This window comes from Guyparkeria hydrothermalis (genome assembly GCF_023555385.1).
Classification (GTDB): domain Bacteria; phylum Pseudomonadota; class Gammaproteobacteria; order Halothiobacillales; family Halothiobacillaceae; genus Guyparkeria; species Guyparkeria hydrothermalis_A.
Map to the genome: position 1 here is coordinate 121,329 of NZ_JAJSED010000001.1, position 25,829 is coordinate 147,157.

Here is a 25,829-nt window from a genome sequence, read left to right on the forward strand (position 1 = left end):
GCCCCGTTTTTTGTGGTCAGTTGCTGGCGACGACCAGCTCCTGGCCGGGCTTGAGGGTGGCGTTCCGCCCGATCTGGTTCAGGTTGGTCAACTCGTCGACCGTCATCGAGAAGCGGCGCGCCAGCTGCCAGAGGGTGTCGCCGGGCTGGACCACGTACTTCGAGCCACCGTCCGGCGCGGTCTTGCTCTTCACGCCGACGACCACCTTGTCGCCCGGTCTCAACACCGGATTGTCGCCGTAGTGGTTCATGCGGCGCAGCTCGGCGAGCTTGATGTCGTGCTTGCGGGAGATGGCCCAGAGGGAATCACCCGGCCGGACCGTGTAGGTTTGGGCGTTGCCGGATGCAATGGCCTGGTCGACGCGGCCGGCGGGCACCAGGATCACCTCGCCGGGACGAGCGAGGGCCGACTGGCGACGGTTGATGGCGAGCAGCTCGTCGACAGAGCTACCATAGCGCCGGGCGACGCGGTAGAAGCTGTCGCCCCGTTCGAAGGTATAGCGCTGCCAGTCCTCCGCGGCACTGGCTGCGGAAGTCAGCGTTTCCACGTCGAATCGGCCGCGGGCCTCGTGCGGGACCAACAGCTGCCGCGGCTTGTCGCCGGTGATCGAGCGCCCGAAGCCGGGGTTGAGCCGGTAGAGCGCCTTGTGGTCCATCCCGGTGAGGTTGGCCAGCTCGACCAGGTTGACCGACTTGTCCAGTTCGATCTGCGCCAGGGCAGGGCGATTCTCGATCGGATGGGGGTTGAAACCGTATTTTTTGGGGTTGGAGAAGATCTTCACCAGGGCAAAGAATCGCGCCGGGTAGTCCCGCGTTTCCTTGCGCAGCTGCTTGAGGCTCCAGAAGTCGGTCGACCGCCCACGGCGCTGGTTCTCGCGGATGGCGTTGAGCAGGGTGCCCTGACCGCCGTTGTAGGCGGCGATGACGGTCGGCCAGTCGTCATCGAACATGCCGCGCAGCTGGCTGAAGTAGGTCACTGCCGCGTCGGTCGATGCCTCGATGTCGCGCCGACCGTCGTAGAACGTGTCGCGCTCCAGACCGAAGTAGGTGCCGGTCGAGGGAATGAACTGCCAGATGCCAGCCGCGGAACTCGATGACAGGGCCTGCGGCAAATAGGCGCTTTCGACGATCGGCAGGAGCGTCAGCTCGAGCGGCAGGTTCGCCGCTTCGAGCTTCTCGACGATCATGTAGAGATAGGGTTCCGCCCGCTCGCTGACCTTGCGCAGGTAGTCCGGGTGCCGGGCATAGCGCCGCAGCTCGGCGTCAACCCGGGCGTTGTCCGGCACCGGCAGCGTGAAGCGCGTCGCCACGGCGCGCCAGAGATCATGCTCGTGATCGGCGGCCAGATGGCTATCGCTCTCCGGCCGACTGATGGCGGGCAGAGGGGAGTAGTCCGGCTGTGTGGTGCGGTCCTGGCCGGCGGTGCGGGAGTCCGGCGGCACCAGGGACGAACAGCCGTGTAGCAACAGGACCGCCAGCGACAGGGCAAGGCCCCGCGTCCAGCCCGGCCGGCTGGGCCGCGGCAGGGTGGTGTGGAGCGAACGGAACAGGTGGTGCATCAGTGGCTGGCTTCCTTGGCGTTGACAGTCGGGTTTACAACCGGGCGAGTCCGTCGAAATCGTCTTTCCAATGACGAAGTTGGGCAAAGGCCTCGATGTCGTCCTCGATGCGTTCGCCGACATAATCCTCGATCGCGTGCCGCAGGACCGGCTCGCGCACCCGCAGGAACGGGTTGGTTTTCTTTTCCAGCACCATCGAGGCACTCGCGGTCGGCTCGCCGGCCGCACGCTTGGCCTCCACGTCCTTCACCCGGGCCGCGATGTCCGCGTTCTGCGGTTCGGCATGGGCGGCGAACCGCAGGCTGTCGGTGGTGTATTCGTGCCCGCAGTGGATGGTCATCTCATCGCCCAGGGCCGCGAGGCGGTCGAGCGAATGGAGCATCTGCGCGGCCGTACCCTCGAACAGTCGGCCGCAACCCGCCGTGAACAGGGTATCCCCGCAGAAGACATGCTCGCCGAGGACATAGGAGAGATGATCCTGCGTGTGCCCCGGCGTTGCCATGGCGGCGAATTCGCCCACGCCGGTGATCTCGAAGGCATCGCCTTCGCCGACGACGTGATCGACTCCTGCCCGGCGGCAACTGTCCGGCCCGTATGCCGGTATCGAGTACTGCTCGACAAGGCGGGAGAGCCCCTGGACGTGGTCGCCGTGATGGTGGGTGATCAGGGTGGCCACGGGGCGGAGTCCGCGGGACTCGATCGCTTCGATCACCGGCGTGGCCTCGCCGGCATCGACGATCACCGTGGCGCCGTCGAGACCCTCGATCAGCCAGACGTAGTTGTCCGAGAGGATCGGAATGCAATGGATGGTCGGGGCGGTTACAGTGCTCATGGCGGCATGGTAACGCAGTCGGTCCGAGGCAAGGAATGCCCGTGATTGCGTGAGGGTCACCAAGCCCGCTCCGCCGTGAGGATCACCCCTGCTGCAAGGACGCGGCTGCATGCAAATTCATTCTTCTCCCCGCCCCGCTCGGCCGACGGGCGGTCGTCGGCCGCTGGCGCTGCGCTGGCTGCTGCTCGCCTGGGCGGTGGCGACCCTGATGGCGTGGTTCGTGCCGTGGCGATCATCGCCGGAATCGATCGGCATCGGGCCGTTAGGGGCCGCATGGCTCGCGGCGGGCACGCCGATCCTACCTCTGGTGCTCGCGTTGCTCTCCCTGGCCGCCTGGCGGGTTGGCCATTCGCGGATTGCCATCGTGATGGCCGTCGTTGCCGGCCTGGCGCACAGCCTGGGCGCCGCGGCAACGCTGGTCGTGCAGACACCGGTCTTCGATCAGCGTGTCGACTGCCGGATCGAGGGGCGCGTGGTCGGGCTGGTCGACGTGGCGCCCGATCGGCGACGCTTTCGACTGACGGTAACTCGAGCGGTCGCGCTGGATGGCCACGATCCGCAGGCCCGGCAGGTATGCGGGAAGAGGCTTGTCGGGGGTCGGTTACGGCTGAGCGACTACCAACGTGGGACATCCCGCCGGCTGCTGGCTGCCGGTCACGAATATCGGCTGGTCGCCCGACTCAAGCCGTTGCACGGTCACGTCAATCCCGGCGGGTTCGATTATCGCCGGTGGCTGTTCCGTCATCAGATCATCGCGACCGGCTACCTGCGCGAACCGCCGGTAGGGCTCGGGCCCGCCCCGGGGTGGCAGGCCGGCATGGATCGATTGCGCAGCCTCGCCCGCGAGCGTCTCGCCGCCAGCGTCCGTCAGGCCGACGAGTTCGGTCTCGCAAGCCAGGCACGGGCGGCCGGTGCGGCGCTGGCCCACGGACTCGCGCTCGGCGACCGGGGCGAACTCACGGAGCGGCAATGGGAGATGTTGCTCGCGTCGGGAACCAACCACCTCCTGGCGATCTCCGGCCTGCATGTCGGCATGATCGCCGCGCTGGTGGCACTGCTGGTGCGCTCTCTCTGGGGGCGCCTGGCCGTAAGTGGCGGCGTCCCGGCGCAGCGGGTCGCGGCCCTGGCCGCCGTTATGGCCGGCTGGGCCTATGCGTTGATCGCCGGGCTTTCCATTCCCACCCTGCGCGCGGCACTGATGCTGACTGTGCTCCTGCTGGGGGTGCTCCTGCAGCGGCGTTGGCGTCTGGGCGACCTCTGGCTTTTGGCGTTCGCGCTGGTGCTCGCGATCGATCCGCTCGCGCCGCTGGACATGGGGTTCTGGCTATCGTTTGCCGCGGTGTTGCTGATCATCGTGTTCGTGCGCGGTCGCGAGGCGCTGTGGCGTCCTCTGGAGCTGCTTCGCCTGCAGTGGCTTCTGACGCTGGGGCTCCTGCCGCTGACCTGGGCGCTGTTCGACCGGATCGCCTTCGCCTCGTTGCCGGCGAACCTGGTGGCGGTGCCACTCGTGTCCATGCTGATCACCCCGCTGGCGCTCGCCGATCTGATGGTCTCGCTGCTGGCAACGCTGCCGGGGTTGCCGGCCGCGTTGTCCCTGGGCGGAGGCATCGCCTGGTTGATCGGTTGGCTGGGGGCGGGGCTGTTCGCGATGCTCGACTGGCTGGTGGCGGTGTTTCCCGAGTCGAGCCGGGCGCCGCCGAACGGATTGGCTCTGTTCTTTCTGGCAATCGGCCTTGTCTGGTTGATGCTGCCGCGCCGTTTCCCGGGCCGGGCGTGGGCCCTGGTGCTGTTGGTCCCGGCCGTGGCAGTTGGACCGTCTAGACCTGAGGCTGGCCGGTTCGAGGCAACGGTCCTTGACGTGGGCCAGGGGCTTGCCGTGCTGGTGTGGACGGCCAACCATGCCCTTGTCTATGACGCCGGCCCCCGCTTCGGGCGCTTCGATACCGGGGAAGCGATTGTCTTGCCCGCGATGCGGTCGCTGGGGATCGGCGAGCTGGATCGCGTGGTGATTAGTCACGACGCCCGCGATCATGCCGGTGGGCTGGCCGCGGTGCGATCGACGTTTTCGGAGGCGGCGGTGGTCGGCCTGGTCGGTCCGGCACAGGGGCTTGAGGCCGGGGTTGGTTCACCCTGTCGTCACGGTGATGGCTGGACCTGGGATGGAGTGCGGTTCGAACTGGCCCGCCCTCCATTCGGTTCGGCCAACGACCGTTCCTGTGTGCTGCGGGTGGTGGGTCGAACGACGTCGTTGCTGTTGACCGGTGACACCGAGTCTGCCGGGGAGAGCTGGCTTCGCCGTCAATTCGATCTGCGCGCGGATGTGGTGCTGGCAGGGCACCATGGCTCGTCCACCTCGTCGACCGCCGCATTCATCGAGGCGACGGGCGCCCGCCACGCACTGGTGAGCGCCGGATTTCTCAACCGCTGGGGGCATCCGTCGCCGGAGGTGGTCGCTCGCTGGCGGGCCGCCGGGGCAACCGTGTGGCGTACCGATCGCCATGGCGCCTTGCGCATCGTGAGTGGCGAGGTCGGGGCGAGTCGGGGTTCGTCGTGGCCATTCGCCTGGCGGTTGGCCGCCTCGGAGCCGTGATAGGGCTTTTACGGGATTGTCTGCTAACGTGCCGTGAGCCCCGAGGGCAGGAAAGAGGCCTCGGGAAGACGATGCACGTCGTGGCCCGGGTTCGACTATGGGCCGCGAAGAGTCACGGATGGACGGTAAATGGGCAGGGAGGCGCCAGCCGACAGACAGGACGGCCAGCCTGAATGAAGTCCAGTAGCCTATATTCCGACGAGCAGATGCGTGCCGCGGAGCAGTACCTGAAGGAAGTCGGGGCGGATGACCTGACTCTCGACAGCCGTCACGGGAGTTCCACCCGTCCGGAAAAGGTGCGTGTACTAAACCCGGAGGAACGCGGCATTCGCGTGCTCCATGACGCGCGGCTGGATTTCTTCGCCAAGGACCGTCTGGCCCTGATCGTGCCGCGTTACACCGACCAGCTGCCGCTGGGCTGGACCCATCCCGGTTATCGCCTGGTACTCATGCGGCGTTTTTCCGACGAGAGCCTCGGTATCCGCCAGATCCTCGAGGGGCTGGTGACCAAGACGGGCGAGGCGAAACGAGGCGACGATCCGCAGCAGGCGCTGGTCCTGATCATGCAGATCAATCGCCAGCGGAAGTTCGATCCGGGCGAATACCCCGACCCTGGCTGAGCAAACGGCTTGGTCCCGGTTGATGGTCCGAGCAACGAAAAACGGCATGGGCGCAGGTAACGTCACCTGACCAGCGGAAGGGAGGGCAGCATGAGCCATCGAGACGAGTTGATCGACAAGTACGCGAGCGAGTTGAGCGAGAAGTGCGGCGTGACGCCCGACCGGGATCTGCTGACCCGCGTGGTCATCGGTCTGGGGCCGGCGGTCTACAACCGCGACGCCTCGATGGTCGCCGGCGATGACCCGCGCGAGGTCGACTACATCAAGACGCATTTTCTGATCGACAAGCTCGGTCTGAGCGATGGCCCTGACCTGGATGCCGCCATCGACAAGGCGATCGAGCAGTACGGCCGGGACAACCGACACAAGTACCGGGCGGTGATCTACTACCTGCTGACCCGGCATTTCGGCCGGGATGCCGCCTATCCCTGACCCGGATCGGGACAGTGGTGCAAAAAGAAAACCCGGCGCTCCTTGCGGAGGCCGGGTTTTTTTCTGTCTGCCGAGATGGCAACTGATTAGTCGTCGATGCTCAGGGCCGGGTAGACACCGTTCTCGTCGTGCACTTCGCGGCCGGTCAGCGGCGGGTTGAACACGCAGATCAGGCGCATGTCCTCGCTGCCACCACGCAGGTAGTGCTTGTCGGCATCCGGGTCGTTGAGGAGATACATCATCCCGTCGCGGATCGGGTAGGTGACATCGTTGTTGATGTCGTGGATCTCCCCGTTGCCCGCCACGCAGTAAACCGCTTCGATGTGGTTCTGGTAGTGGATGAAGGTCTCCGTGCCGGCACGGATGATGGTGTCGTTGAACGAGAAGCCGACCCGGTCGTCGGCCAGGATCAGACGACGGCTGACCCAGTTGCCGTTCTCGGCTTCGACTTCGCGTTCGGTGCCCTGGATGTCCCGGTCGAGATAACGTACGAGCATGATTGTCTCCGTAGCTGTGAAGGACGGCCCCGCGCGGCGGGACCGTTTCGTTCGTTGATCAGCCCTTGCGAGCGGCTGCCGCGGCGTCGACGGACTCGTCGAGCAGGTCCAGGCCCTTGTTCAGCTCGTCTTCGCTGATGGTCAGCGGGGCGAGGAACTTGATCACCTGGTCGTCGGCACCGGCGGTCTCTGCCAGCAGGCCGCGCTTGAACGCTTCGGCGGAGACGTCGTTGCAGAAGTCTTCCTCGTCGGACTGCAGGCCCCAGATCATGCCCAGACCGCGCACGTCGGAAATCAGGCCCGGGTGACGCTCGGCGATTGCCTTGAAGCGTGCCTCGACCTTCTTGCCCTTCTCGACGACTTCCTTGGAGAAGTCGTCGTTGTCCCAGCGCTCCAGTGCGGTCGCGCCGGCGATGAAGGCCAGCGAGTTGCCGCGGAAGGTGCCGGTGTGCTCGCCCGGGGACCACTGGTCGATGTCCGGACGCATCAGCACGATCGCCATCGGCAAGCCGGTACCGATCGACTTGGAGATAGTGACGATGTCCGGCTTGATGCCGGCACGCTCGAAGCTGAAGAAGTTGCCGGTACGGCCGTTGCCGACCTGAATGTCGTCGACGATCAGCAGGATGTCGAGGTCCTTGCACATCTTGTCGAGCTTCTGGAGCCACTCAATCGAGGCGACGTTGATGCCGCCTTCGCCCTGGATGGTCTCGACCACGATGCCGGCCGGGAGCTCGTAGCCCGAACTGGCGTCCTCGTAGTACTGGCGCATCATGTCGATGCTGTCCATCTGGCCTTCGCCGGTCGGGTCGAAGTAGTTGTCGTACGGCATCTTGGTGACGTTCAGCGGCACGCCGTAGAAGTCGTCGTGGTAGAACTCGTTGCCGGTGACCGCCAGTGCGCCCAGGGTGTGGCCGTGGTAGGCGTTGGTGAAGGAGACGATCTTGGAGCGCTCCTTGACCTTGCGCGCGAGCTTCAGGGCCGTCTCGACGGCGTTGGTGCCGGTCGGGCCGACGAACTGGATCTTGTAGTCCAGGCCGCGCGGCTGAAGGATGGTCTCCTGCAGCTTCTTGATGAACAGGTACTTGGCATCGGTCGCCTTGTCGAGCGCGTTGGTGACGCCGTCACGCTCGATGAAGTCGATGATGGCGCGCTTGATCGCCGGGTCGTTGTGGCCGTAGTTGAGGGAGCCGGCGCCACCGAAGAAGTCGATGTAGGCCTTGCCCTCGTTGTCCCACATCGTGGCGTTCTTGGATTTGACGAAGATGGTCGGGAACGAGCGGATGTAACCGCGGACGTTGGACTCGTATTTCTCGAACAGATCGATGTTCATCACAGGTCCTCGTTTGAAACGTGAAAGGGGAATCGGGTGCGAAACAAAAGCTGCGCGGCCGGCTCTTTCGGAGCCGGCCGGCGATGTCGGTGATCAGAGATCGATGACGTAGAGATCTTCCGGCTGGTGGCCATCGCCGAGAAGCTCGCTGGAGAGGTAGGGCTCGTTCCGGATCGAGCGACCCAGCTTTTCCGCCCAGCGGGTGAACAGGGTCTGGGAGGCCGGGTTGTCCGGGGCGATGGTCAGTTCGATGCGCTTGATGTCACCGAACCAGTCGCGCTCTTGCAGCGTGTTGAGCAGGCGGGAGGCCACGCCCTGACCGCGGGCCGAGGAGTCGACGCCAATCTGCCACACGAACAAGGTGTCCGGGTTGTCCGGCAGGCGGTAGGCGGTGACGAAACCGACGAGGTCGTCACCTTTTTCCGCGATGGCGCAGGTCGAGCGGAAGTGATCCGCCAGAAGGAAGTAGAGGTAAGCCGAGTTCAGGTCGAGCGTGCCCGCTCGCTGGATCAGCTGGTGAATCCGACCCCCATCCTCGAGGCGCGGTTCACGAAAACGAATCGTCATGCTTGTCTGCCTGCTCGCGTTAGCTTTCCAGCCGCGATCAGGTCCGTATAAGTGAGCCGTCATTATAAGGCATGAGGCTGAAAGCTCAACCTCGATCCGGTTGGAAACGGTGGGGGGAACGGCCCTGTAACGGCGCTGTCATGCGGGTTTGGGTGATCTGTTTTCCCGGCCGCTGGCGGGAGATTCCGGGCGAGGATGAAAGTCGATGGGTGACTCCGCGGTGGGGCGAAAAGCGATGTCCGCCAGGGTGTATTTGTCGAGGACGGCCCAGAACGCGTTCAACGCCTCGGCTAGGATCGGCGCGAGTCGGCAACCGTGGGCGAGGGGGCAGTCGGTGGTGGCGCCGAAGCACTCAACCACTTCCCAGTGCGCCTCGATATCCCGGGCCACGTCGCCGAGCGAAATTGCTTCCGGGGCGCGGGCGAGGGCAAGCCCGCCGCTCTTGCCCCGTCGGGAACGCACGTAACCATGCGTGGCCAGGGCGTTGGCAACCTTCATCAGGTGGTTGTAGGAGACGCCATAGAAGGCCGCGATCTCGCGGATCTTGGGGCGGCCGAGATGGTCCCCGCTCACCCTGTTCGCCGCAGCGTGGTCAGCCAGATAGATCAGGATGCGGAAGGCGAAGTCCGTTTGTTGGTTGAGCTGCACGGTGTCCCTGCTCCGTTTGTAATATGTATGCAGTATGCATATATTGGCATCGCGTTGCCAGCCGATCCGGCGACACCTTCCCGCCACCGGAGAATTGCCATGAAGCGTGACGAACGCCTCCAGCCGCTGTCCCGAGAGCACCACCACACCCTCAAGCTCGCGCGACGGCTCCAGTGGGGCGAGCCGGACGAGGCGCTGCGATCGGAGTTGGTCGCTCATCGGACGGAATTGGCCGACCACTTCGCCACCGAGGAGGCGATCGCCGATCGCGCCCTGGCTGCCTGTCCTCGTGATACGACGCTTGCCGAGCAGATCGAGCGCATGCGTCAAGAGCACCGCGAGATCGAGCAACTGCTGGCGCGGGCGCTGGAGGCGTTCGCGCGGTCCACGCTGCACCGGTTGGGTGAGTGCCTGGTGGCGCACGTGCGCTTCGAGGAGCGTGAGTTGTTCAATCGACTGCAGGCTGGCTGCCTGGGCGGTGAGGCCGGCGAGGCATGAGCTCGTGGCAGGGCTGGCCGGTGCTGTCCGTCGGGTTCAGGCCCTGGTTCCTGTTGATGCTGGCCTTCGCGAGTTTCGCCATGGCTGCCTGGGCTGGCGTGTGGCTCACGGCCGGTTGGGGCGGGGCGCTGCAAGGCGTTCTCGATTGGCGTTGGCACGCGCACGAGATGGTGTTCGGCGTCGGCACGGCGCTGGTGGCGGGGTTTCTGACCACGGCCGCGCAGAACTGGACCGGCCGGCGTGCCTGGTCGCCAGCCGTCCTGTTGCTGGCGCTCGGTCTGTGGCTGGCGGCGCGGGTGACTTTCGTGATCGTCGGGGCGGAATCGATCGCTCCGTACCTGCTGTCCGTCGCCACCGAACTGCTCCTGCTGGTGGTGGTCGCTCGCCTGATACTGCTCGCCCGCCAGTGGCACAACCTGCTGTTCGTGCTGGCCCTGCTACTGATGGTCCTGCTGGACGTGGCATTCGCGGCACAGCGTGATTCCGCCTCGCTGGCCGGCTGGGTCGGCTGGGCGGGTCTGTTGCCGATCGTCTCGATGCTGTTGTTCATCGCCCAGCGGGTCGTGCCGCCGTTTTCCGCGAACCGTCTCGGCATCGCGCCTCGACGGACCGGCCGAACCGTGGCGGTGATTCTCGGTGGCGGCCCGCTGGTGCTTCTCGTTCTGTTCGCCTTGCCCGTGCCCGACGGGCTTCGCGCCCTGATATCAGCTGGCATCGCCCTCGCGGCCGGCTACGCCCTGTTGCGCTGGTGGCATCCGGCCGTCTTGCGTGAGCCGATGCTGTGGCTTCTCTTCGTTGGCGTGCTGACCGTGTCGCTGGGGCTTGCCTGGCTGGCTCTGGAGTTGGTCGGTTTGCCGGTGAACGGCCGCGATGGGCCGGTGCATGCCCTGGGCCTCGGGGCATTGGCGGTCATGGCGCTGGGGATGATGACGCGTGTCAGTGCCGGGCACACCGGTCGCCCGATCGCCTTGCCCAGGGCGTTTCGCCCGGTGCTGGTGATCCTGCTGGGCGCGGTGGTGCTTCGGCTCATACTGCCTGTCTGGCCGGGGCTTCAGCCTTCGTGGCTGGCGCTCACGGCCGGAGGTCTCTCGCTGGTCTATCTCGCGATGCTGATGGTCATCGGCCCGTGGCTGATCGCCGAGCGCGCCGATGCCCATCCGGCCGTTCGACGCTAGGCGCGATTCAGATCACCTTCGAGAAGCGCTGGCCGTTATGGGTGCCGTGGTACTCGTCGAAGGCCATGCAGACGTTGCGGATCAGCAGGCGGCCGCGCGGCTGGACCACGATCTCGTTAGGGGTGATGGTGACCAGTTCGTCGCGAGCCATGTCGGAAAGCTCGGCCAGCGCGTCGGCGAAGTGCTCGGCGAAGTCGATGCCGAAGCGCGCCTCCACGTCGGGGATCGGCAGGCGGAAATGACAGATCAGTTCGGTGATCACGTGCCGGCGCAGCACGTCTTCCTCGGTGATCGCCACCCCCTTCTCGATCGGCAGATGACCGGCCACAAGTGCTTCGTGGTAGGCGGTCAGGTCCTTGACGTTCTGGCTGAACGCGCCGCCAACCTGGCTGATCGACGAGGCGCCCATCGCCACCATGTCGCACTCGGCATGGGTGGAATAGCCCTGGAAGTTGCGCTGCAGGGTGCCTTCGCGCTGGGCGATGGCTAGCGGGTCGTCCGGCTTGGCGAAGTGGTCCATGCCGATCAGCACGTAGCCGGCCTGCTGCAGGTAGCGGATGGTCGAGCCGAGGATGTCGAGCTTTTCCGCCGGGCTGGGCAGATCGTCGCCTGCGATGCGCCGCTGCGGCTTGAAGCGCTGCGGCAGGTGGGCGTAGTTGAAGATCGACAGCCGGTCGGGGTCGAGCTCGATCACTTGGTCGAGCGTCTTCATGAACCGGTCGCGCGACTGGTGCGGCAGCCCGTAGATCAGGTCGATGCTCACGCCGTGGAAGTTCTGCTCGCGGGCGGTCTCGACCACCTCGCGGGTCTCCTCGAAGCTCTGGATCCGGTTGACGGCCTTCTGCACATCGGGATCGAAGTCCTGCACCCCGAGGCTGATGCGGTTGAAGCCAATCTCGCGCAGCACGCGGATGGTGGCGGCATCCGCCTCGCGCGGGTCGATCTCGATCGAGTATTCGCCGGAGTCGTCGGTCTTGAGCGCGAAATGCTCGCCGGTCTTCGCCATCAGCTCGCGCATCTCGTCGTGCGAGAGGAAGGTGGGCGTGCCGCCGCCCCAGTGAAGCTGGTCGACCGGACGTCCGTCGTCGAACAACGCCGACTGCAGCGCCATCTCGCGGTAGACGTCCTCGAGATAGGGGCGGGCCTTGGCGCGATCCTTGGTGACCACCTTGTTGCAGGCGCAGTAGTAGCAGACCGTGTCGCAAAAGGGGATGTGCACGTACAGCGACAGCGGGCCGCCGGTGGCGTTCGAGCGTGCCGCGGCCGACCGGTAGTCGTCCTCGGTGAAGCCGTCGTGGAACTGCACGGCGGTCGGGTAGGACGTGTATCGCGGCCCGCTGGTGTCGTAACGGCGGATCAGATCGGCGTCGAACGGAATCTCGGTCTGGCTCATGGGCGGCAGTCGGTCGTCGGAATGGTTGGACGGTCGCAGGAGTCTAGCGCCTCCCGCCGATCTCGTCGTCCGAGTAGAATGCTGGGGAATTCCATGGGGCGGGCGGTCTTTTCCCGGCGTGGCTGAATGGCTATCCTCCACGCTCCCTCGAGCCGGGGCCGATTCGGGGGCAGATTAGTCAGGGGAGGCGGGCATGATCGGCGAGTTGCTGCAGTGGCTGGACTATTTCGGGACGGCGGTCTTCGCCGTCACGGGCGCCCTGGTGGCCGATCGCAAGCGCATGGACCTGATGGGTTTCCTCATTCTTGCCACCGTCACCGGCATCGGCGGGGGCACGTTGCGGGATCTTTTGCTCGACCGACCGGTCTTCTGGCTGACCCAGTGGGAGTACCTGGTGATCACCGCGGTGATGGCGATCGTCTTCTTCTACGCCAGTAGGCCGTTTCACCAGCGGGCCAACTGGCTGCCATGGGCCGATGCGATCGGGCTGGCCGCCTTCTGCGTGATCGGCGCGCAGATCGCGCTGTCGCTCGACGCCAACCCGATGATCGCGGTGATGATGGGCATCATGACGGCGACCTTCGGCGGGCTGATCCGCGACGTGCTGGCCGGTGAGCCACCATTGCTGCTGCACCGCGAGATCTACGCCTCGGCCGCGCTGGTGGGCGGGATCGTCTATGTTGTATTCGCCCATTGGCTGGCCTGGCCGATTGCCGCGGTGATCTTCGGCTTCGCCGTCACGCTGGCCGTGCGCGGTTTGGGCATCCGTTATCACTGGCACCTGCCGTCGGCCAACGGCTGACGGCCCATTCGTTTTACTGCGCATTCGTTTTCACGGAGTCGCGAGCCCATTCAATGAGCAACGCCATGAGCAACGCCGTCGAGATCTATGAGCTCGAGAAGACCTACGAGGGGGGCACCCGTGCCCTCAAGGGCATCGAGCTGTCCATCGCCGAGGGCGACTTCTTCGCCCTGCTGGGGCCCAACGGGGCGGGAAAATCGACCACCATCGGCATCCTCTGTTCGCTGGTGAACAAGAGCCACGGCACCGTGCGGGTGTTCGACCATGATCTCGATCGCGACCGCGCGTGGGTGAAGTCGCAGATCGGTGTGGTGCCGCAGGAATTCAACTTCAACCAGTTCGAGCCGGTCGAGGAAGTCGTCATCAACCAGGGCGGCTTCTACGGCATGACCCGCCGGGCGGCGAAGAAGCGTGCCCACGAGCTGTTGAAGCAGCTGGGTCTGTTCGACAAGCGCGAGGGCATGGCCCGCGCGCTGTCGGGCGGAATGAAACGCCGCCTGATGATTGCCCGTGCCCTGGTGCACAGCCCGCGCATGCTGATCCTCGACGAGCCGACCGCCGGCGTGGACATCGAGCTGCGCCGTGGGATGTGGGATTTCCTCACCGAGATCAACCGCCAGGGCACCACGATCATCCTGACCACGCACTACCTCGAGGAAGCCGAGGCCCTGTGCCGCAACATCGCGATCATCAACGAGGGACGGATCGTCGAGCACAGTTCGATGCGCAACCTGCTCGCCAAGCTGTCGCAGGAGACCTTCGTGCTCTACGCCCGCGAGCCGGTCGAGTCGCTGCCGGAGATGCCGGTGGTCGGTTCCCGGCTGATCGACGAGGAGACCATCGAGGTCGACCTGAGCCGTGGCCAGGAACTGACCGGCGTGTTCGACGTGCTGCGTGGGCACGGCATCGTGATCGAACGCATGAAGAACAAGACCAACCGCCTCGAGGAACTGTTCCTGCGCTTGGTGCAGGATGACGACGCGGCGGCCAATCGACAGACCGGGGAGCGCGCATGAGCATCCGTTCGGAAACCGACGCATTCGACCACCAGGGTCCGGGAGAGAAGGCCACCGGCCTGACCGCGCGCGGGGCCTGGAACGCCTTTGTCATGCTGCTGACCCGCGAGATCCTGCGCTTCGGCCGGATCTGGGTGCAGACCGTGCTGCCGCCGATGATCATGACCGCGCTGTACTTCGTGGTCTTCGGTCACCTGATCGGTCCGCGCATCGGCGTGATCGACGGCGTGCCCTACATCCAGTACCTGGTGCCGGGGCTGATCCTGATGTCGGTGATCACGCAGAGCTACGCCAACTCGGTCTCGTCGTTCTTCGGTGCCAAATTCGCCCGTCACGTCGAGGAGTTGCTGGTCTCGCCGATGCCCAACTGGCTGATCATCATCGGCTACGTGGCCGGCGGGGTGGCGCGCGGACTGACCGTCGGCGGGGCGGTCACCATCGTCGCCCTGCTGTTCGCCGAGTTGTCGGTCTACAGCGTGCTGAACCTGTTCGGGGTGGCGCTGATGACGTCGACCCTGTTCGCCCTGCTCGGGCTGATCAACGGTGTCTACGCGACCCATTTCGACCACATCTCGATCGTACCGACCTTCGTGCTGATGCCGCTGACGTACCTGGGCGGGGTGTTCTACTCGATCAACATGCTGTCGGAGTTCTGGCAGCAGGCCTCGCTCTACAACCCGGTGCTCTACATCATCAACGGCTTTCGCTACGCGATGCTGGGGATCACGGACGTGCCCGTGTGGAGCACCTACGCGATCCTCGCCGTCGGCATCCTGGCAGCCTACCTGTACGCGCTGCGCCTGTTCCGCAAGGGGATAGGCCTGCGCGGCTGACGTGTAGGGGCGTCAGGCTTCCCAACAAAGCCGTCATTCCCGCGAAAGCGGGAATCCAGGGATCGGAGCCATGTCGTGCTTGGTTAGCCGACACTCGAGAGAAGCCCGAGGTGCTTGCGGGTAGGTGCGGCCTTATTGGCTTCGTTGGGGGCTTTTGTGGATTCCCGCCTGCGCGGGAATGACGGTGGGGGGGCAGGGTGAGACTGTCATCCCGTCAAAGTGGGTTTCAGTCGGCCCGCAGACGCTTCTCGAGCGACTCGGCCAGCACGACCGCGTGGTTGTGCTCGCGGTCCTTCGCAGCATAGAGCAGGGTGACGGGACGTTCGGTGGCGATCTCGGCCAGATGGTCGAATTCCTCGTTGCCTTCGAGTTCGCGCCGGTAGCGTTCCGCGAACGCCTCGAAGCGCTCCGGGGCGTGCCCGAACCAGCGGCGCAGGGCACCCGACGGTGCGATCTTCTTCATCCACTCGTCGTGGACCAGATCCTGTTTCCTGACGCCCCGTGGCCAGAGCCGGTCGACGAGCACGCGGTAGCCGTCCTCGTGCTCGACCGGGTCATGGACCCGCTTGGTGCGCACCATGCGCATGGGTCATCCCTTGGGTCCGAACAGCGCCCAGATGATCAGGCCGAGTACCGGCAACAGTACGACCAGTACGATCCAGAGCACCTTCATCCCGGTGGTGGCTGTGCTTTGGGCGATCTTGACGATCGCGTAGATGTCGAGGATGAGGATGATCAGGCCCAGCAGGCCGCCAAACGGAAGTTCGAGCATCGTGGTCTCCTTGCGTCAGCTTGGTTTCGGTATCGGTGGTGTCAGCGCACGCCGGCGCGGCGTTTCTCGAGATAGCGCTGATGGTAGTCCTCGGCCGGCCAGAAAGGACCGGCGTCGGTGATCTCGGTGACGATCGGCGCGGGCAGTTGCGGCTGAATCTCGGCCTTGATCCGTTCGGCCGTTTCGCGCTGGGTTTCGTCGTGGACGAAGATGGCCGAGCGGTACTGGGTGCCGACGTCGGGCCCCTGACGGTTCGGGGTGGTCGGGTCGTGCATGGCGAAGAACGCGCGCACCAGCTCGTCGTACCCGATCCGGGTCGGGTCGAACTGTACCTCGACGGCCTCGGCATGACCGGTGGTGCCGGTGCAGACCTGGCGATAGTCGGGATGGTCGACGTGACCGCCGGTGTAGCCGGACGTCACGTCGATGACGCCGGGAAATTGCCGGAAGCGATCCTCCACTCCCCAGAAACAGCCGGCGGCGAAGGTGGCAATGGTGGCTTGGCTCATGCTTTCCTTGTCCCCGGTCGGTTGGATGGTCGAAGCGGGCCGAGCACGTCGGGCCCGTGCATGACCATAGTTCAGATGTGCCGATGTTGGGACTCCGCAAACGATGACAGATTCCGCTACTGCCCCGAGACGGCCGGATGGGTCGTTCACCTCCCTGCACGATTGCCTCGAGTGGGCCGAGTCGCGCCTCCTGGCGTCGCATGCCCATCGTCTCGACGAGACCCACCCGGAGGACATGCCGTGGTGGCCGGCGGGATACGCGCGGCAGCGGGCCGAGCGGGTGTTCGAGATCGCCGTCGGCGCTGTGCTCACCCAGAACACCAACTGGAAGAACGTCGAGCGGGCACTGGCCAACCTGGACGGCGCCGATGCCCTCGGTCCCGCAGCGGTCGACGCGCTGGCGGACGAGGCGCTCGCCGAGCTGATCCGCCCGTCGGGCTTCTATCGGGTCAAGACCCGGCGGTTGCGGGCATTTACCGAGGCGTGGCTGACGGCCGGTGGATACGAGTGTCTTGAGCGTATGGAGACGCCCGCGCTACGGGGCTGGTTGCTCGGCATCCACGGCATCGGTCGGGAGACCGCCGACGACATCTTGCTGTACGGGTTCCAGCGCCCGGTCTGGGTGATCGACAGCTATACCCGTCGGCTGTTCGCCCGGCTTGGCTTTCCGGCGTTGGCCGAGTCGCCCTACGACGAACTGGCCGCCGACCTGCTGGAGGCCACCCCGGCCCCGGATGCCGAACGACTGGCACAGTGGCACGGCCTGGTCGTAGAGCATGCCAAGGCCCATTGCCGGGTGAGACCGGCCTGTGGCGATTGTCCGCTCAGGGAGCGCTGCGCGTTCGCGCTTGGCTGACGAAAGGGCGTTACCCGAAACAAACGGGCCACCGGCGTTCGGGGGCTAGAGCCACCTCATCCGCCCCAACTCGTAGGGGTGCAGCAGCGTCTCGTGAGTGGGCACCAGCCGCAGCCGGTAATCGTGCTCGCCGGACAGGTCCGCGGGGAGGGTGACCCGGTGGCGCCCCAGCGACTGCTCGGTCACCTGCCCGATCCGTTCCCCGGCGATGACTCGCTGTGCCCTGCCGGTATCCAGCACCGCCTCGCAGCGCAGCGCCTCGGGCGACAGGCCCGGGCTGATTGTCTCGATCTCGATGATCGCCGGTTCGCCACTGTCGATCACCGCACCCGGCGCTGCCGTGACATGGGCGTCGACTTTGTCCCAGTGAGTCGCCAGTTCCTGCTCGAATCGGCTGCGTTCCCGCGCCGCTCGGAAATCGTCTTTTGCCATCTGCCTCCCGGCTGCCACCGCCGGGCGATAGTGCGTCTCGTGATAGTCGCTCACCATCCGTGAGGCATTGAAGCGTGGCAGCACGGTCGCGATCACGTGCCGCTGCCACTCGATCCATTCGCCCGGCAGGCCTTGGGCATCGCGTCGCGTGAACAGCGGGACGACCTCGGTCTCGAGAACGGTGAGCAGGTCGTCCGCCTCGGCGCGGCGTCGCGCGGCCGACTCGAGGTGCGGCGGGATCGACCAGCCATTCGCCACGTGACCGTCGCGGTCGTGGCCTTCGGCCCACCAGCCATCGGCGATCGACAGATTGAGCACGCCGTTGAGCCCCGCCTTCTGCCCGGAGGTGCCCGAGGCCTCCAAGGGGTATTCCGGCGTGTTGAGCCAGACATCGCAGCCGGCCACCAATCGCCGCGCAAGCCCCATGTCGTAGCCCTCGACCAGCAGGACGTGGCCGATGAAGCGCGGGTCACGGCTCAACTCGTGGATCTCGCGTAGCAGAGCCTGCCCCGGCTCATCGGACGGGTGTGCCTTGCCGGCGAAGACGAACACCAGCGGGTACGGGCTGGATTCGATCAGGCGCGCGAGCCGGTCGCGATCCTCGAACAGCAGGGTGGCGCGCTTGTAGGTGGCGAAGCGCCTTGCGAAACCCACCAGCAGGAACTGCTCCGGCGGCAGATCGAGCAGCCGGCTTCGTTGTGCGAGCCGCACGTGACCCTCGCCCCAGCGCTCGGCCTGGCGGGCGAGGCGCTCCTTCAGTTCGGCCACCAAGTGCTGCTTGGTGGAGAGGTGCATCGACCACAGGCGTTCCGGTTCGGTGGTCTCGATCAGTGCGCCGATCCCGGTTTCGTGCAGGTGATCGCGCCAGTCAAGTCGGGTGGCGTCGAAGAGCCGCGCGAGATCCCGGTTGAGGAACGTTTCCACATGCACGCCGTTGGTCACGTGCGTCACGGGGTTTTCCTCGGCGGGCACCTCTGGCCAGAAAGCCGCCGCCATGCCAGCAGCCACGCCACCGTGAATGCGCGAGACGCCATTGCACTGACGGGAGCCGCGGATCGCGAGCGCGGTCATGTTGAAGTGCTGCCCGTCATGGGTCGGGTCATGGCCGAGTTGCAGCAGAGTAGGGCGGTCGATGCCCAGCGTTGCCAGGCGATCCTCCCAGTACCCGGCTACCAGCTCCGGGGCGAACGTGTCGTGGCCGGCTGGCACCGGCGTGTGAGTCGTGAACACGGTCGCGGCGGCCACCGCCTGCCGGGCGGCGTCGAATGGCAGACCACTGGCGGTGAGTTCGGCGATCCGTTCGAGGGTGGAGAAGGCGGCGTGGCCTTCGTTGATGTGCCACGCGGCGGGGGCGATCCCGAGGGCGCGCAGGGCACGGACCCCGCCGACGCCCAGCAGCATCTCCTGTTCCAGCCGCCGGCGGCGATCACTGTCGTAGAGGCGGTGGGTGATCTCTCGATCCGCCGCGCTGTTGGCGGCCACATCGGCATCCAGCAGGTAGACGGTTACGCGTCCCACATGCACCGCCCAGACCTGCAGCCATACCTGCCGCCCCGGTAGGTCGACCGCGACGGTCAACGGCTGACCATCCCCGTCGACCCGATGAATCGGGAGGCGCGAGAAGTCGAGATCCTCGAAGCGGGGCACCTGATGACCGGTGGCGTCGATGCACTGTTGGAAGTAGCCCTGACGGTAGAGCAGCCCGATGCCTACCAGCGGCAGATTGAGGTCGGATGCCGCCTTGCAGTGATCGCCGGCGAGGATGCCCAGGCCGCCCGAGTAGATTGGCAGCGACTCGTGGAAGCCGAACTCCGCGCACAGGTAGGCGATTGCCCCGTCTTCGGTCTTGGTGTCGGGCACCTGTCCGAGGTAAGCCTCGAAGTCGCGCATGACCGCGTCGAGCTTGGCGAGAAACGCCGCATCCTCCGTCTTTGCGTCCAACTGCGCCTGCGGCACGGTCTGCAGGAATCGGACCGGATTTTCCTCGCAGGCGAGCCAAACCTCGCTGTCGATTGAGTCGAACAGGTCCCGCACCGGTCGCGACCAGCTGTAGTAGAGATTGCCCGCCAGGGCGGACAGCACCTCGAGACGGGCGGGCAGTCTGGGGCGGATTTCAAGATGACGGGATGTCGGCATGGTCGGCTTCCGAGAAAGAGATGTCACCGAGTGTATCGCCGGCAATCATATGCCGGGTGACAACGATATGACGGTATGCCCCCTCCCGCCAGCTGGCCGTCATTCACCTGGACCTGTCCGCGCAGAATCCAGCTACCAAAGCCCCAGCCCCCCTATCATCCCCGGCGCACGGAAAGCCCCGTCATCCCCGTGCACGCATCTGCCATTCCTGCTCACGACTGGTTCTGTCATGGCAGGGGCAAGTCCAGCCACTGCCGTCATTCCAGCGGCAAGGTCACCTACTGTCGTCATTCCAGCCGCAAGATCACCCACTGTCGTCATTCCCGCGCAGGCGGGAATCTAGACAACGAAGCCATCCACCCCCGTCATTCCCGCGTAAGCGGGAATCCAGAAAACGAAGTCGCACCACACTCGGTTGGCACCAAGGCAGAACACGTCCGAAAGTGCCCACTCGGATAATCAGCCGCAGAGGCTGCCCAGACCTTCCATGGATCCCCGCATCCGCGGGAATGACGGCCCTTTTGGACGGTGAGGACAAGTAGCGTTGGTGGTGCTCCGTCGCTCGTCATGAAAGCCCCGATCAAACACGGGCGGGAAAGAGGAAGCCAACGGATCGGAAAGATGAACCAGGAGTAACCATCTCCCGTCGTTCCCGCGCACGCGGGAACCCAACGATCGAAGCCATCCCAGCACCGTCACCCCCGCCCGCGATAGGAGGGCGAACCCGCAACCGAAGCCACCCCAGCCTGTCGCCCCGCAAAAGCATGTCCCCATGAAAACGGGGGACGGGAATCCAGGGATCGAAGCCATCCCCGTCCCCCGTCATTCCCGCGTAGGCGGGGATCCAGTGAACGAACCCGCCTCACGCCCGGCCGGCAATAACGCAGGAGATGTCCCGAAGTGCCCGCCTAAAGAACCAACAGGAGCGGCCTTGTGAGCCCCTCCATGGATCCCCCCGTTACCCGTCATTCCCGCGCAAGCGGGAAACCAGTGAACGAACCCGCCCCGTCCCGACGTGCCTGCCTACAGAGTCAACAGAACCGGCCTCGTCAGCCCTTCCATGGATCCCCGCGTTCGCGGGAATGACGATATCGGGGAACACGAATGTTGCCTATGCAACCCCTGACCAAGGCGTTCTGCCCACCTCAAACCCGCATCACTGTGCCACCCGGGCATAAAACAAAAAATTTTTCACCCAAAAACTAAAGCTCCGGCAAATACCGCCGATAACGGAACCGTAGCCAAGAGCAAATCGCCCCATTTCCGGGGCACCGTCCGAAGAGGAGACGACATCATGGTAATGGGTGTAAACACGAACATCATGGCCCTGAACGCGCAGCGTCAACTGGGCTCTACGCAAAATGAGATGCAGACCGCCATGGAGCGTCTGTCCTCCGGTCTGCGTATCAACAGCGCTGCTGATGACGCTGCAGGTCTGGCAATCGCTGACCGCATGACGTCTCAAATCCGTGGTTTGAACCAAGCGGTGCGCAATGCCAACGATGGCATCTCGCTTTCTCAGACTGCCGAAGGGGCGATGCAGGAATCGTCCAACATTCTTCAGCGCATGCGGGAACTGGCCATTCAGTCGGCGAACGATTCCAACTCTGATACCGACCGAGCCAACTTGCAGAAAGAGGTGTCTCAGCTTCAGCAGGAGCTGAATCGAATTTCTGAGACCACCACGTTCAACGGGAAAAACATCCTGGACGGCTCCTTTACGTCATCCAAGTTCCAGGTAGGTTCGAATGCGAACGAAACTATCAATGTGTCGATTGGTAGCACCTCAGCACTTGACATGGGTGCTTACCAGCAAGGCACGCAAACCAACATTGGTGGCCTTGCGGTAGCCCAGGATATCTCGGGTGGTAATGGTGTGGCCGGCGGTGACCTGACGATCAATGGCGCCAGTGGCACAGGCACCTATACCGTGGGTGACGGCGTATCTGCGAAAACCATCGCAGAGGGTGTTAATGGTTTGACCGGTTCTACAGGTGTCAGTGCGACTGCATCCACTGAGGTGACTGTTGGTTCGCTCTCAGCGGCCGGCACTGTGACCTTCGACCTGTCTTCCTCCAACGGTGAGTCCGCAGTAACGATCTCAACGGGCATTGCAGACACAAGCGATCTGTCCAACCTGGCTTCGGCTATCAATGACCGTACCGCGCAAACTGGGATTACCGCGACGCTGAGCGCCGATAAAGCAAGTATCGAACTCGCCAATGACAAGGGCGAGGACATCAACATTGAAAACTTCGTCCATAGTGGTGACAACGGTGAGACCCTAGACGTTGGTTCGGTATCTTTGACCGGGCCTTCAGGTGGCACCGTGGCGGCTTCCCCTGCAGGCGATAGCGTTGTAGTGGGTGGTCAAGTTGAATTTGAGTCAAGTGGTAGCTTCAGTGTGGCATCGGCCGTTGCTGCGGGGACAGAGAATGTACTGACCGCCACGGGTGGAGCAACCACTATCGCTGGCTCGCTGTCCTCGGTTGCTCAGGTGGATATTTCGAGCCGAAGCGGCTCTAATGATGCGATCTCTGTGATCGACAAGGCCCTGAGTTTTATTTCCGAGGAGCGCGCATCGTTGGGTGCCGTCCAGAACCGCCTCGAATCGACCATCAGCAACCTGCAGAATGTGTCGGAGAACGTCAGCGCCGCCCGTTCCCAGATCCAGGACGCGGACTTTGCGAAGGAGACCTCCAACCTGAGCCGCTCCCAGATCCTTCAGCAGGCTGGCACCGCAATGCTGTCGCAGGCCAACGCTGCTCAGCAGAACGTACTGAGCCTGCTCGGCTAATCCGGGCCCACCCGATGACGCCCAGGGAACGGGCGTCATCGCCTGAGTAAAGGAGGTGGCATGATGAGCTCTGAATCCACCATCTCAGATGCCCTTGGCAAGATGCCAAGCCTTTATCCCAGCGCTCGCGCGGCTTCGGCCGGCGAGCGCTCTTCTGTGTCCGGGCCATCCGTTTCGGCAAGCAATTTGCAGGGCATTCGGCCCCGCAACGAGTCTAATGAGGCGAATGGTCTGGACCGGGAAGCGCTGGAGGCCAAGCTGGCCGAGCTCGAAGAGCTGGTCCAGTCGCGCCAGCGCGACCTGTCCTTTTCGGTCGATGACGACACGGGTCGCACGGTCGTCAAGGTAATCAACGCGCGGACCGACGAGGTCGTGCGCCAGATTCCGTCCGAGGAGATCCTGTCGATCGCCCGGCGGATCGAGAACGGGGAGGGGGGCATGCTCGAGCTCGAGGCTTGAGCAGTATCCCCACAAGCTGGCATTACACGGTAATTGAGGTAACACGACATGGCGATCACCAGTACCGGCATTGGTTCCGGCATTGATGTAGGCGGCATCGTCAGCCAATTGGTTGCCGCGGAAGGCCAGCCTGCCCGCAATCGCCTGGATCGGCGCGAAGCGCAGACCCAGGCAACCATTTCCGCGTTGGGGGGGCTCAAAAGTGCCCTCAATGAGTTCCAGAGCGCGCTGGGCGCCCTCAAGGACTTGGACTCGTTCCAGGCCCGCAAGGCGACTAGCGGCGATTCGTCGATCTTCACCGCCACGGCGGACGAGACCGCCAGTGCCGGCAGCTACCAGATCGAGGTGGCGCAACTCGCACAGGGTCAGAAACAGGCGAGCGGTTACTTTGCCTCGGCGGATGCGACGGTCGGCACCGGCACGCTCACGTTCGATGTCGGTGGCAATAGCTTCGATATCACCGTCGATGCGTCCAACAACACGCTGGCCGGCATCCGCGATGCGATCAACGCTTCGCCGGACAACACCGGTGTGACGGCGACGACTGTCAATGTCGATGACCCGAACAATCCGGGGAGTACGGTCAGCCGGTTGATTCTGACCGCCGATAAGCCCGGCGAAGCCAATGCCGTCACAGTTTCCGCGACCGACGACGACGGCACGAACGCCGATGCGGCGGGCCTGTCGCAACTCTCCACCGCCTCCGGCGAGCTGGATCTGCTGGAGCAAGCCCAGGACGCGATCATCCGCATCGACGGGCAGAACGTGACCCGTTCGAGCAACAGCATCAACGATGCCATCGACGGCGTGACATTGGAGCTAAAGAAATCCGATCTCGGGTCGACAAATACCTTGGATGTGGCGCTGAACACCGGCGCGGTGAAGAGCAAGGTGGAAAGCTTCATCAAGGCCTATAACGGCCTGGCGCAGACGACCAACCAGCTCTCCTCCTACGACCCGGAAACGGGGCGGGCCGGTGCGCTCCAAGGGGATTCAACCCTGCGGACGGTCAGCAGCCAGATCCGACGGGAGATGAGTGACACGGTCGACGGCATCAATGGTGTCTTCGACAACCTGGCCACCATCGGTGTCGAGACGCAGCGTGACGGCACGCTCAAGCTCGACGGCGCACAACTCGACGAGGCGATGGAAGCGGACTTCGATGCCATCGGCCAGATGTTCGCCTCCGATGACGGCTACGCCACGCGACTGGACGCATTGGTCGACAACTATGTGGGGTTCAACGGGATTCTGGACAGCCGGACGCAGAGCCTGAACAACCGCATTGATGACATCAATGACCAGCGCGAGGATTTGAGTCGCCGGCTGTCGAGTCTTGAATCCCGCCTGTTGGCGGAATTCAACGCGATGGACCAGATCGTCGGGCAGCTGAACTCGACCGGAAGCTACCTCTCCCAGCAGTTGAGCAACCTGCCGTTCAATAACCTGGCAGGCGGCAACAAGAAATAACTCGGCCTGACCTGAAAAGAGGGGAAACGCCATGTACGCCAATGCCGCATTCGGTGCCCAGCAATACGCCAACGTCGGGGTGCGCTCCGGCATCGAGGATGCCTCGCCGCACCGCCTGATCCAGATGCTGTTCGAAGGCGGCCTGCAGCGCCTTGCCACCGCCAAGGGTGCCATGCAGCGCGAGGACCGCGCCGCCAAGGGCGAACAGCTCGGCAAGGCTATCGGTATTATCGGTGGGCTGCGCGAGTCCCTTGACCCGGAGGCCGGCGAGCTCTCCGCGAACCTTGAAAACTTGTACGCCTACATGCAGCGTCGCCTGCTGGAAGCGAACATCGAATCCAGCATCGAGAAGGTCGAGGAAGTCTCCGGCCTGCTGCGCGACATCAAGGAAGCCTGGGACGGCATCGCCCCGGAACAGGTCAGCAACAAGGCCGAGTCCGATGACGTTCGCCAATCTGCCTGAGAAGGCGCAGAACCTGTTGGCCGTCAGCCAAGGCATGCTGGCCTCGGCCAAGGCGGATGACTGGGAAGCGGTGATCGAGGCGGAGGAAATCCGCCGCCCGATGATCGACGAGGTCGTCGCCCAGGGTGCGCCCAACGATGCGCCACCGGCTGACTGGATGCGTGAACTGCTCGAGGAGCTGCAGACCCTCAACGACCGCGTGGTCGAGCTGGGCGAGGAGCGCAAGGCACAGATTCGTAGCGAGATCAGTGAGGTGCAGACCGGCAGCAAGGCCGTGAAGGCCTACGACCCGGAGCGGTGATGCTTGCCGATTGTTCGTAATTGAGAAAGGGGCCATTGGGCCCCTTTGTTGTTCCTGCGTTCCCGGGGAGGCGGTGGCTCCGTTCACTGGATTCCCGCTTGTGCGGGAATGACGACCTTTTACGTTTCAACCAAACCGTCAAACCAGCGGCTCCGATCAATCTGATCAGGAACGAGGTGGCGCGCCATATTGACGTCGGCGCTACCACCTGACCGTCATTCCCGCGCAAGCGGGAATCCAGCCCGGCCTTCGGTTGGCAACAAAGGCTGAAGGTCGCATCAAACGACGGAGTCATGCAAATCCCGCCAGTCGGGATTGAAGGCCTCGATCAATTCGATCTTCCATACCCGCCGCCACTTCTTGATTGCCTTCTCCCGGGCAATGGCGCCTTCCATGGTCGGGTGGGTTTCGTACCAAACGAGGGTGTGCACGCCATAGCGGCTGGTGAAGCCTTCTACCAGATCGTTCTGGTGCTGCCAGACGCGTTGTGGGAGGTTGCTGGTCACGCCCACATAAAGCGTGCCGTTGCGTCGGCTGGCGAGGAGGTAGACGCAGGGTTGTTTCATTCCTTTGAAACTCCTGGTCGGGTTGAATAGGGAGCGGGAGCTTTCCGTGCTCCCCTGAGATTACTGGGTTGCTCCGGTAGCTTCGTTTTCTGGATTCCCGCTTTCGCGGGAATGACGATCAGGGGGCATGATCGAGCACGGCGTAAACGGCAGACCGATACGCTCTCTTTAATCGGAGCCCGCCCCTTCGAAGTGCTGTGTCCAACCTCAAGAAACCGTCATTCCCGCGGACGCGGGAATCCAGGAAGCCGTCGCTGACCGATCATCGTTCGAC

General features: G+C 64.4%; 26 protein-coding genes. 14 read left to right on the forward strand and 12 right to left on the reverse strand.

Annotated elements, in window-relative coordinates; translation table 11 throughout:
- Positions 1-16: 16 nt before the first annotated feature.
- Positions 17-1,558: a lytic transglycosylase gene (locus tag LV476_RS00615; RefSeq protein ID WP_250072279.1), complete on the reverse strand. Its 1,542-nt coding sequence runs from the start codon at positions 1,556-1,558 to the stop codon at positions 17-19.
- A gap of 34 nt (positions 1,559-1,592) precedes the next feature.
- Entirely contained in the window at positions 1,593-2,390 is a 798-nt protein-coding gene (gloB, locus tag LV476_RS00620; RefSeq protein ID WP_250072281.1) for a hydroxyacylglutathione hydrolase, read from the reverse strand.
- 109 nt (positions 2,391-2,499) lie between these two features.
- Between gloB and LV476_RS00625 the strand changes: the two genes are divergently transcribed.
- The 3 genes from LV476_RS00625 to LV476_RS00635 all read left to right on the forward strand — a co-directional run bounded on the left by LV476_RS00625 (position 2,500) and on the right by LV476_RS00635 (position 6,032).
- Positions 2,500-4,980, forward strand: a complete 2,481-nt coding sequence (locus LV476_RS00625) for a DNA internalization-related competence protein ComEC/Rec2 (RefSeq protein ID WP_250072282.1) — start codon at positions 2,500-2,502, stop codon at positions 4,978-4,980.
- Between the two features lie 173 nt (positions 4,981-5,153).
- A complete protein-coding gene (locus LV476_RS00630) occupies positions 5,154-5,600 on the forward strand; it encodes a hypothetical protein (RefSeq protein WP_250072283.1) in 447 nt (148 codons plus the stop codon).
- A 90-nt stretch (positions 5,601-5,690) separates the two neighbouring features.
- On the forward strand, positions 5,691-6,032 hold the full coding sequence (locus tag LV476_RS00635; protein WP_250072284.1) for a DUF2853 family protein: 342 nt from the start codon (positions 5,691-5,693) through the stop codon (positions 6,030-6,032).
- An 86-nt stretch (positions 6,033-6,118) separates the two neighbouring features.
- Here LV476_RS00635 and LV476_RS00640 read toward each other — a convergent pair whose 3' ends face one another.
- The 4 genes from LV476_RS00640 to LV476_RS00655 all read right to left on the reverse strand — a co-directional run bounded on the left by LV476_RS00640 (position 6,119) and on the right by LV476_RS00655 (position 9,077).
- A complete protein-coding gene (locus LV476_RS00640) occupies positions 6,119-6,529 on the reverse strand; it encodes an ectoine synthase (RefSeq protein ID WP_250072285.1) in 411 nt (136 codons plus the stop codon).
- A gap of 58 nt (positions 6,530-6,587) precedes the next feature.
- Entirely contained in the window at positions 6,588-7,862 is a 1,275-nt protein-coding gene (gene ectB, locus LV476_RS00645) for a diaminobutyrate--2-oxoglutarate transaminase (protein ID WP_250072286.1), read from the reverse strand.
- Positions 7,863-7,955: 93 nt separating this feature from the next.
- The gene (gene ectA, locus LV476_RS00650) at positions 7,956-8,429 is read right to left on the reverse strand and encodes a diaminobutyrate acetyltransferase (protein WP_250072287.1); all 474 of its coding nucleotides are present in this window, start codon (positions 8,427-8,429) and stop codon (positions 7,956-7,958) included.
- A gap of 138 nt (positions 8,430-8,567) precedes the next feature.
- Positions 8,568-9,077 (reverse strand): RrF2 family transcriptional regulator, encoded by a 510-nt coding sequence (locus tag LV476_RS00655; RefSeq protein ID WP_250072288.1) that lies wholly within the window; start codon positions 9,075-9,077, stop codon positions 8,568-8,570.
- Between the two features lie 99 nt (positions 9,078-9,176).
- On the opposite strand from LV476_RS00655, the gene LV476_RS00660 reads away from it, so the two are divergent.
- Positions 9,177-9,575 carry a hemerythrin domain-containing protein gene (locus tag LV476_RS00660; RefSeq protein WP_250072289.1) on the forward strand — a complete coding sequence of 133 codons (399 nt, stop codon included), beginning with the start codon at positions 9,177-9,179 and terminating at the stop codon, positions 9,573-9,575.
- Positions 9,572-10,750, forward strand: coding sequence for an NnrS family protein (locus tag LV476_RS00665; protein ID WP_250072291.1), 1,179 nt, complete (start codon positions 9,572-9,574; stop codon positions 10,748-10,750). Before LV476_RS00660 ends, LV476_RS00665 begins: the two co-directional genes overlap by 4 nt.
- 7 nt (positions 10,751-10,757) lie before the next feature.
- On the opposite strand, the gene hemN is transcribed toward LV476_RS00665, so the two are convergent.
- On the reverse strand, positions 10,758-12,143 hold the full coding sequence (hemN, locus tag LV476_RS00670) for an oxygen-independent coproporphyrinogen III oxidase (RefSeq protein ID WP_250072292.1): 1,386 nt from the start codon (positions 12,141-12,143) through the stop codon (positions 10,758-10,760).
- Positions 12,144-12,336: 193 nt separating this feature from the next.
- Here hemN and LV476_RS00675 point away from each other — a divergent pair, with 193 nt between their 5' ends.
- The 3 genes from LV476_RS00675 to LV476_RS00685 all read left to right on the forward strand — a co-directional run bounded on the left by LV476_RS00675 (position 12,337) and on the right by LV476_RS00685 (position 14,794).
- Complete coding sequence (locus LV476_RS00675; protein ID WP_250072293.1) at positions 12,337-12,945, forward strand: trimeric intracellular cation channel family protein; 609 nt, start codon at positions 12,337-12,339, stop codon at positions 12,943-12,945.
- A 65-nt stretch (positions 12,946-13,010) separates the two neighbouring features.
- Complete coding sequence (locus LV476_RS00680; RefSeq protein WP_250072294.1) at positions 13,011-13,961, forward strand: ABC transporter ATP-binding protein; 951 nt, start codon at positions 13,011-13,013, stop codon at positions 13,959-13,961.
- Positions 13,958-14,794, forward strand: coding sequence for an ABC transporter permease (locus LV476_RS00685; protein ID WP_284047380.1), 837 nt, complete (start codon positions 13,958-13,960; stop codon positions 14,792-14,794). Before LV476_RS00680 ends, LV476_RS00685 begins: the two co-directional genes overlap by 4 nt.
- A 226-nt stretch (positions 14,795-15,020) precedes the next feature.
- On the opposite strand, the gene LV476_RS00690 is transcribed toward LV476_RS00685, so the two are convergent.
- Genes LV476_RS00690 through msrA form a run of 3 tightly spaced genes read right to left on the reverse strand, consistent with a single transcriptional unit; the run spans position 15,021 to position 16,075 of the window.
- The gene (locus LV476_RS00690; protein ID WP_250072295.1) at positions 15,021-15,380 is read right to left on the reverse strand and encodes a DUF488 domain-containing protein; all 360 of its coding nucleotides are present in this window, start codon (positions 15,378-15,380) and stop codon (positions 15,021-15,023) included.
- A 3-nt stretch (positions 15,381-15,383) separates the two neighbouring features.
- Positions 15,384-15,566, reverse strand: coding sequence for a PLDc N-terminal domain-containing protein (locus tag LV476_RS00695; RefSeq protein WP_250072296.1), 183 nt, complete (start codon positions 15,564-15,566; stop codon positions 15,384-15,386).
- Between the two features lie 41 nt (positions 15,567-15,607).
- Positions 15,608-16,075, reverse strand: a complete 468-nt coding sequence (gene msrA, locus LV476_RS00700) for a peptide-methionine (S)-S-oxide reductase MsrA (protein ID WP_250072297.1) — start codon at positions 16,073-16,075, stop codon at positions 15,608-15,610.
- Positions 16,076-16,310: 235 nt separating this feature from the next.
- On the opposite strand from msrA, the gene LV476_RS00705 reads away from it, so the two are divergent.
- Positions 16,311-16,931, forward strand: a complete 621-nt coding sequence (locus LV476_RS00705; protein ID WP_434062827.1) for an endonuclease III domain-containing protein — start codon at positions 16,311-16,313, stop codon at positions 16,929-16,931.
- Positions 16,932-16,976: 45 nt separating this feature from the next.
- On the opposite strand, the gene glgP is transcribed toward LV476_RS00705, so the two are convergent.
- Positions 16,977-19,499 carry an alpha-glucan family phosphorylase gene (gene glgP / locus LV476_RS00710; RefSeq protein ID WP_250072299.1) on the reverse strand — a complete coding sequence of 841 codons (2,523 nt, stop codon included), beginning with the start codon at positions 19,497-19,499 and terminating at the stop codon, positions 16,977-16,979.
- A 1,300-nt stretch (positions 19,500-20,799) separates the two neighbouring features.
- Here glgP and LV476_RS00715 point away from each other — a divergent pair.
- From LV476_RS00715 to LV476_RS00735, 5 genes are read left to right on the forward strand one after another with little or no spacing between them, the layout of a single operon-like run.
- On the forward strand, positions 20,800-22,296 hold the full coding sequence (locus LV476_RS00715; protein WP_284047381.1) for a flagellin: 1,497 nt from the start codon (positions 20,800-20,802) through the stop codon (positions 22,294-22,296).
- 60 nt (positions 22,297-22,356) lie between these two features.
- Positions 22,357-22,755: a flagellar protein FlaG gene (locus LV476_RS00720; protein ID WP_250072301.1), complete on the forward strand. Its 399-nt coding sequence runs from the start codon at positions 22,357-22,359 to the stop codon at positions 22,753-22,755.
- Positions 22,756-22,803: 48 nt separating this feature from the next.
- A complete protein-coding gene (gene fliD / locus LV476_RS00725) occupies positions 22,804-24,225 on the forward strand; it encodes a flagellar filament capping protein FliD (protein WP_250072302.1) in 1,422 nt (473 codons plus the stop codon).
- Between the two features lie 31 nt (positions 24,226-24,256).
- Complete coding sequence (gene fliS, locus LV476_RS00730) at positions 24,257-24,688, forward strand: flagellar export chaperone FliS (RefSeq protein WP_250072310.1); 432 nt, start codon at positions 24,257-24,259, stop codon at positions 24,686-24,688.
- Positions 24,666-24,989, forward strand: coding sequence for a flagellar protein FliT (locus LV476_RS00735; protein WP_250072312.1), 324 nt, complete (start codon positions 24,666-24,668; stop codon positions 24,987-24,989). Before fliS ends, LV476_RS00735 begins: the two co-directional genes overlap by 23 nt.
- A 278-nt stretch (positions 24,990-25,267) precedes the next feature.
- Here the strand turns inward: LV476_RS00735 and LV476_RS00740 are convergent, their stop codons facing one another.
- Positions 25,268-25,555, reverse strand: coding sequence for a GIY-YIG nuclease family protein (locus tag LV476_RS00740; protein WP_250072320.1), 288 nt, complete (start codon positions 25,553-25,555; stop codon positions 25,268-25,270).
- Positions 25,556-25,829 lie beyond the last annotated feature (274 nt).

Excerpts from the sequence above, each read along its gene's own strand:
- msrA (WP_250072297.1), bottom strand. The coding sequence starts at position 16,075 with ATGAGCCAAGCCACCATTGCCACCTTCGCCGCCGGCTGTTTCTGGGGA.
- LV476_RS00720 (WP_250072301.1), top strand. The coding sequence starts at position 22,357 with ATGATGAGCTCTGAATCCACCATCTCAGATGCCCTTGGCAAGATGCCA.
- ectA (WP_250072287.1), bottom strand. The coding sequence starts at position 8,429 with ATGACGATTCGTTTTCGTGAACCGCGCCTCGAGGATGGGGGTCGGATT.
- gloB (WP_250072281.1), bottom strand. The coding sequence starts at position 2,390 with ATGAGCACTGTAACCGCCCCGACCATCCATTGCATTCCGATCCTCTCG.
- LV476_RS00715 (WP_284047381.1), top strand. The coding sequence starts at position 20,800 with ATGGGTGTAAACACGAACATCATGGCCCTGAACGCGCAGCGTCAACTG.
- fliS (WP_250072310.1), top strand. The coding sequence starts at position 24,257 with ATGTACGCCAATGCCGCATTCGGTGCCCAGCAATACGCCAACGTCGGG.
- LV476_RS00640 (WP_250072285.1), bottom strand. The coding sequence starts at position 6,529 with ATGCTCGTACGTTATCTCGACCGGGACATCCAGGGCACCGAACGCGAA.
- LV476_RS00615 (WP_250072279.1), bottom strand. The coding sequence starts at position 1,558 with ATGCACCACCTGTTCCGTTCGCTCCACACCACCCTGCCGCGGCCCAGC.
- LV476_RS00665 (WP_250072291.1), top strand. The coding sequence starts at position 9,572 with ATGAGCTCGTGGCAGGGCTGGCCGGTGCTGTCCGTCGGGTTCAGGCCC.
- LV476_RS00660 (WP_250072289.1), top strand. The coding sequence starts at position 9,177 with ATGAAGCGTGACGAACGCCTCCAGCCGCTGTCCCGAGAGCACCACCAC.
- hemN (WP_250072292.1), bottom strand. The coding sequence starts at position 12,143 with ATGAGCCAGACCGAGATTCCGTTCGACGCCGATCTGATCCGCCGTTAC.
- ectB (WP_250072286.1), bottom strand. The coding sequence starts at position 7,862 with ATGAACATCGATCTGTTCGAGAAATACGAGTCCAACGTCCGCGGTTAC.
- LV476_RS00690 (WP_250072295.1), bottom strand. The coding sequence starts at position 15,380 with ATGCGCATGGTGCGCACCAAGCGGGTCCATGACCCGGTCGAGCACGAG.
- LV476_RS00735 (WP_250072312.1), top strand. The coding sequence starts at position 24,666 with ATGACGTTCGCCAATCTGCCTGAGAAGGCGCAGAACCTGTTGGCCGTC.
- LV476_RS00675 (WP_250072293.1), top strand. The coding sequence starts at position 12,337 with ATGATCGGCGAGTTGCTGCAGTGGCTGGACTATTTCGGGACGGCGGTC.
- LV476_RS00630 (WP_250072283.1), top strand. The coding sequence starts at position 5,154 with ATGAAGTCCAGTAGCCTATATTCCGACGAGCAGATGCGTGCCGCGGAG.
- LV476_RS00695 (WP_250072296.1), bottom strand. The coding sequence starts at position 15,566 with ATGCTCGAACTTCCGTTTGGCGGCCTGCTGGGCCTGATCATCCTCATC.
- fliD (WP_250072302.1), top strand. The coding sequence starts at position 22,804 with ATGGCGATCACCAGTACCGGCATTGGTTCCGGCATTGATGTAGGCGGC.
- LV476_RS00705 (WP_434062827.1), top strand. The coding sequence starts at position 16,311 with ATGCCGTGGTGGCCGGCGGGATACGCGCGGCAGCGGGCCGAGCGGGTG.
- LV476_RS00685 (WP_284047380.1), top strand. The coding sequence starts at position 13,958 with ATGAGCATCCGTTCGGAAACCGACGCATTCGACCACCAGGGTCCGGGA.
- LV476_RS00740 (WP_250072320.1), bottom strand. The coding sequence starts at position 25,555 with ATGAAACAACCCTGCGTCTACCTCCTCGCCAGCCGACGCAACGGCACG.
- LV476_RS00680 (WP_250072294.1), top strand. The coding sequence starts at position 13,011 with ATGAGCAACGCCGTCGAGATCTATGAGCTCGAGAAGACCTACGAGGGG.
- LV476_RS00635 (WP_250072284.1), top strand. The coding sequence starts at position 5,691 with ATGAGCCATCGAGACGAGTTGATCGACAAGTACGCGAGCGAGTTGAGC.
- glgP (WP_250072299.1), bottom strand. The coding sequence starts at position 19,499 with ATGCCGACATCCCGTCATCTTGAAATCCGCCCCAGACTGCCCGCCCGT.
- LV476_RS00625 (WP_250072282.1), top strand. The coding sequence starts at position 2,500 with ATGCAAATTCATTCTTCTCCCCGCCCCGCTCGGCCGACGGGCGGTCGT.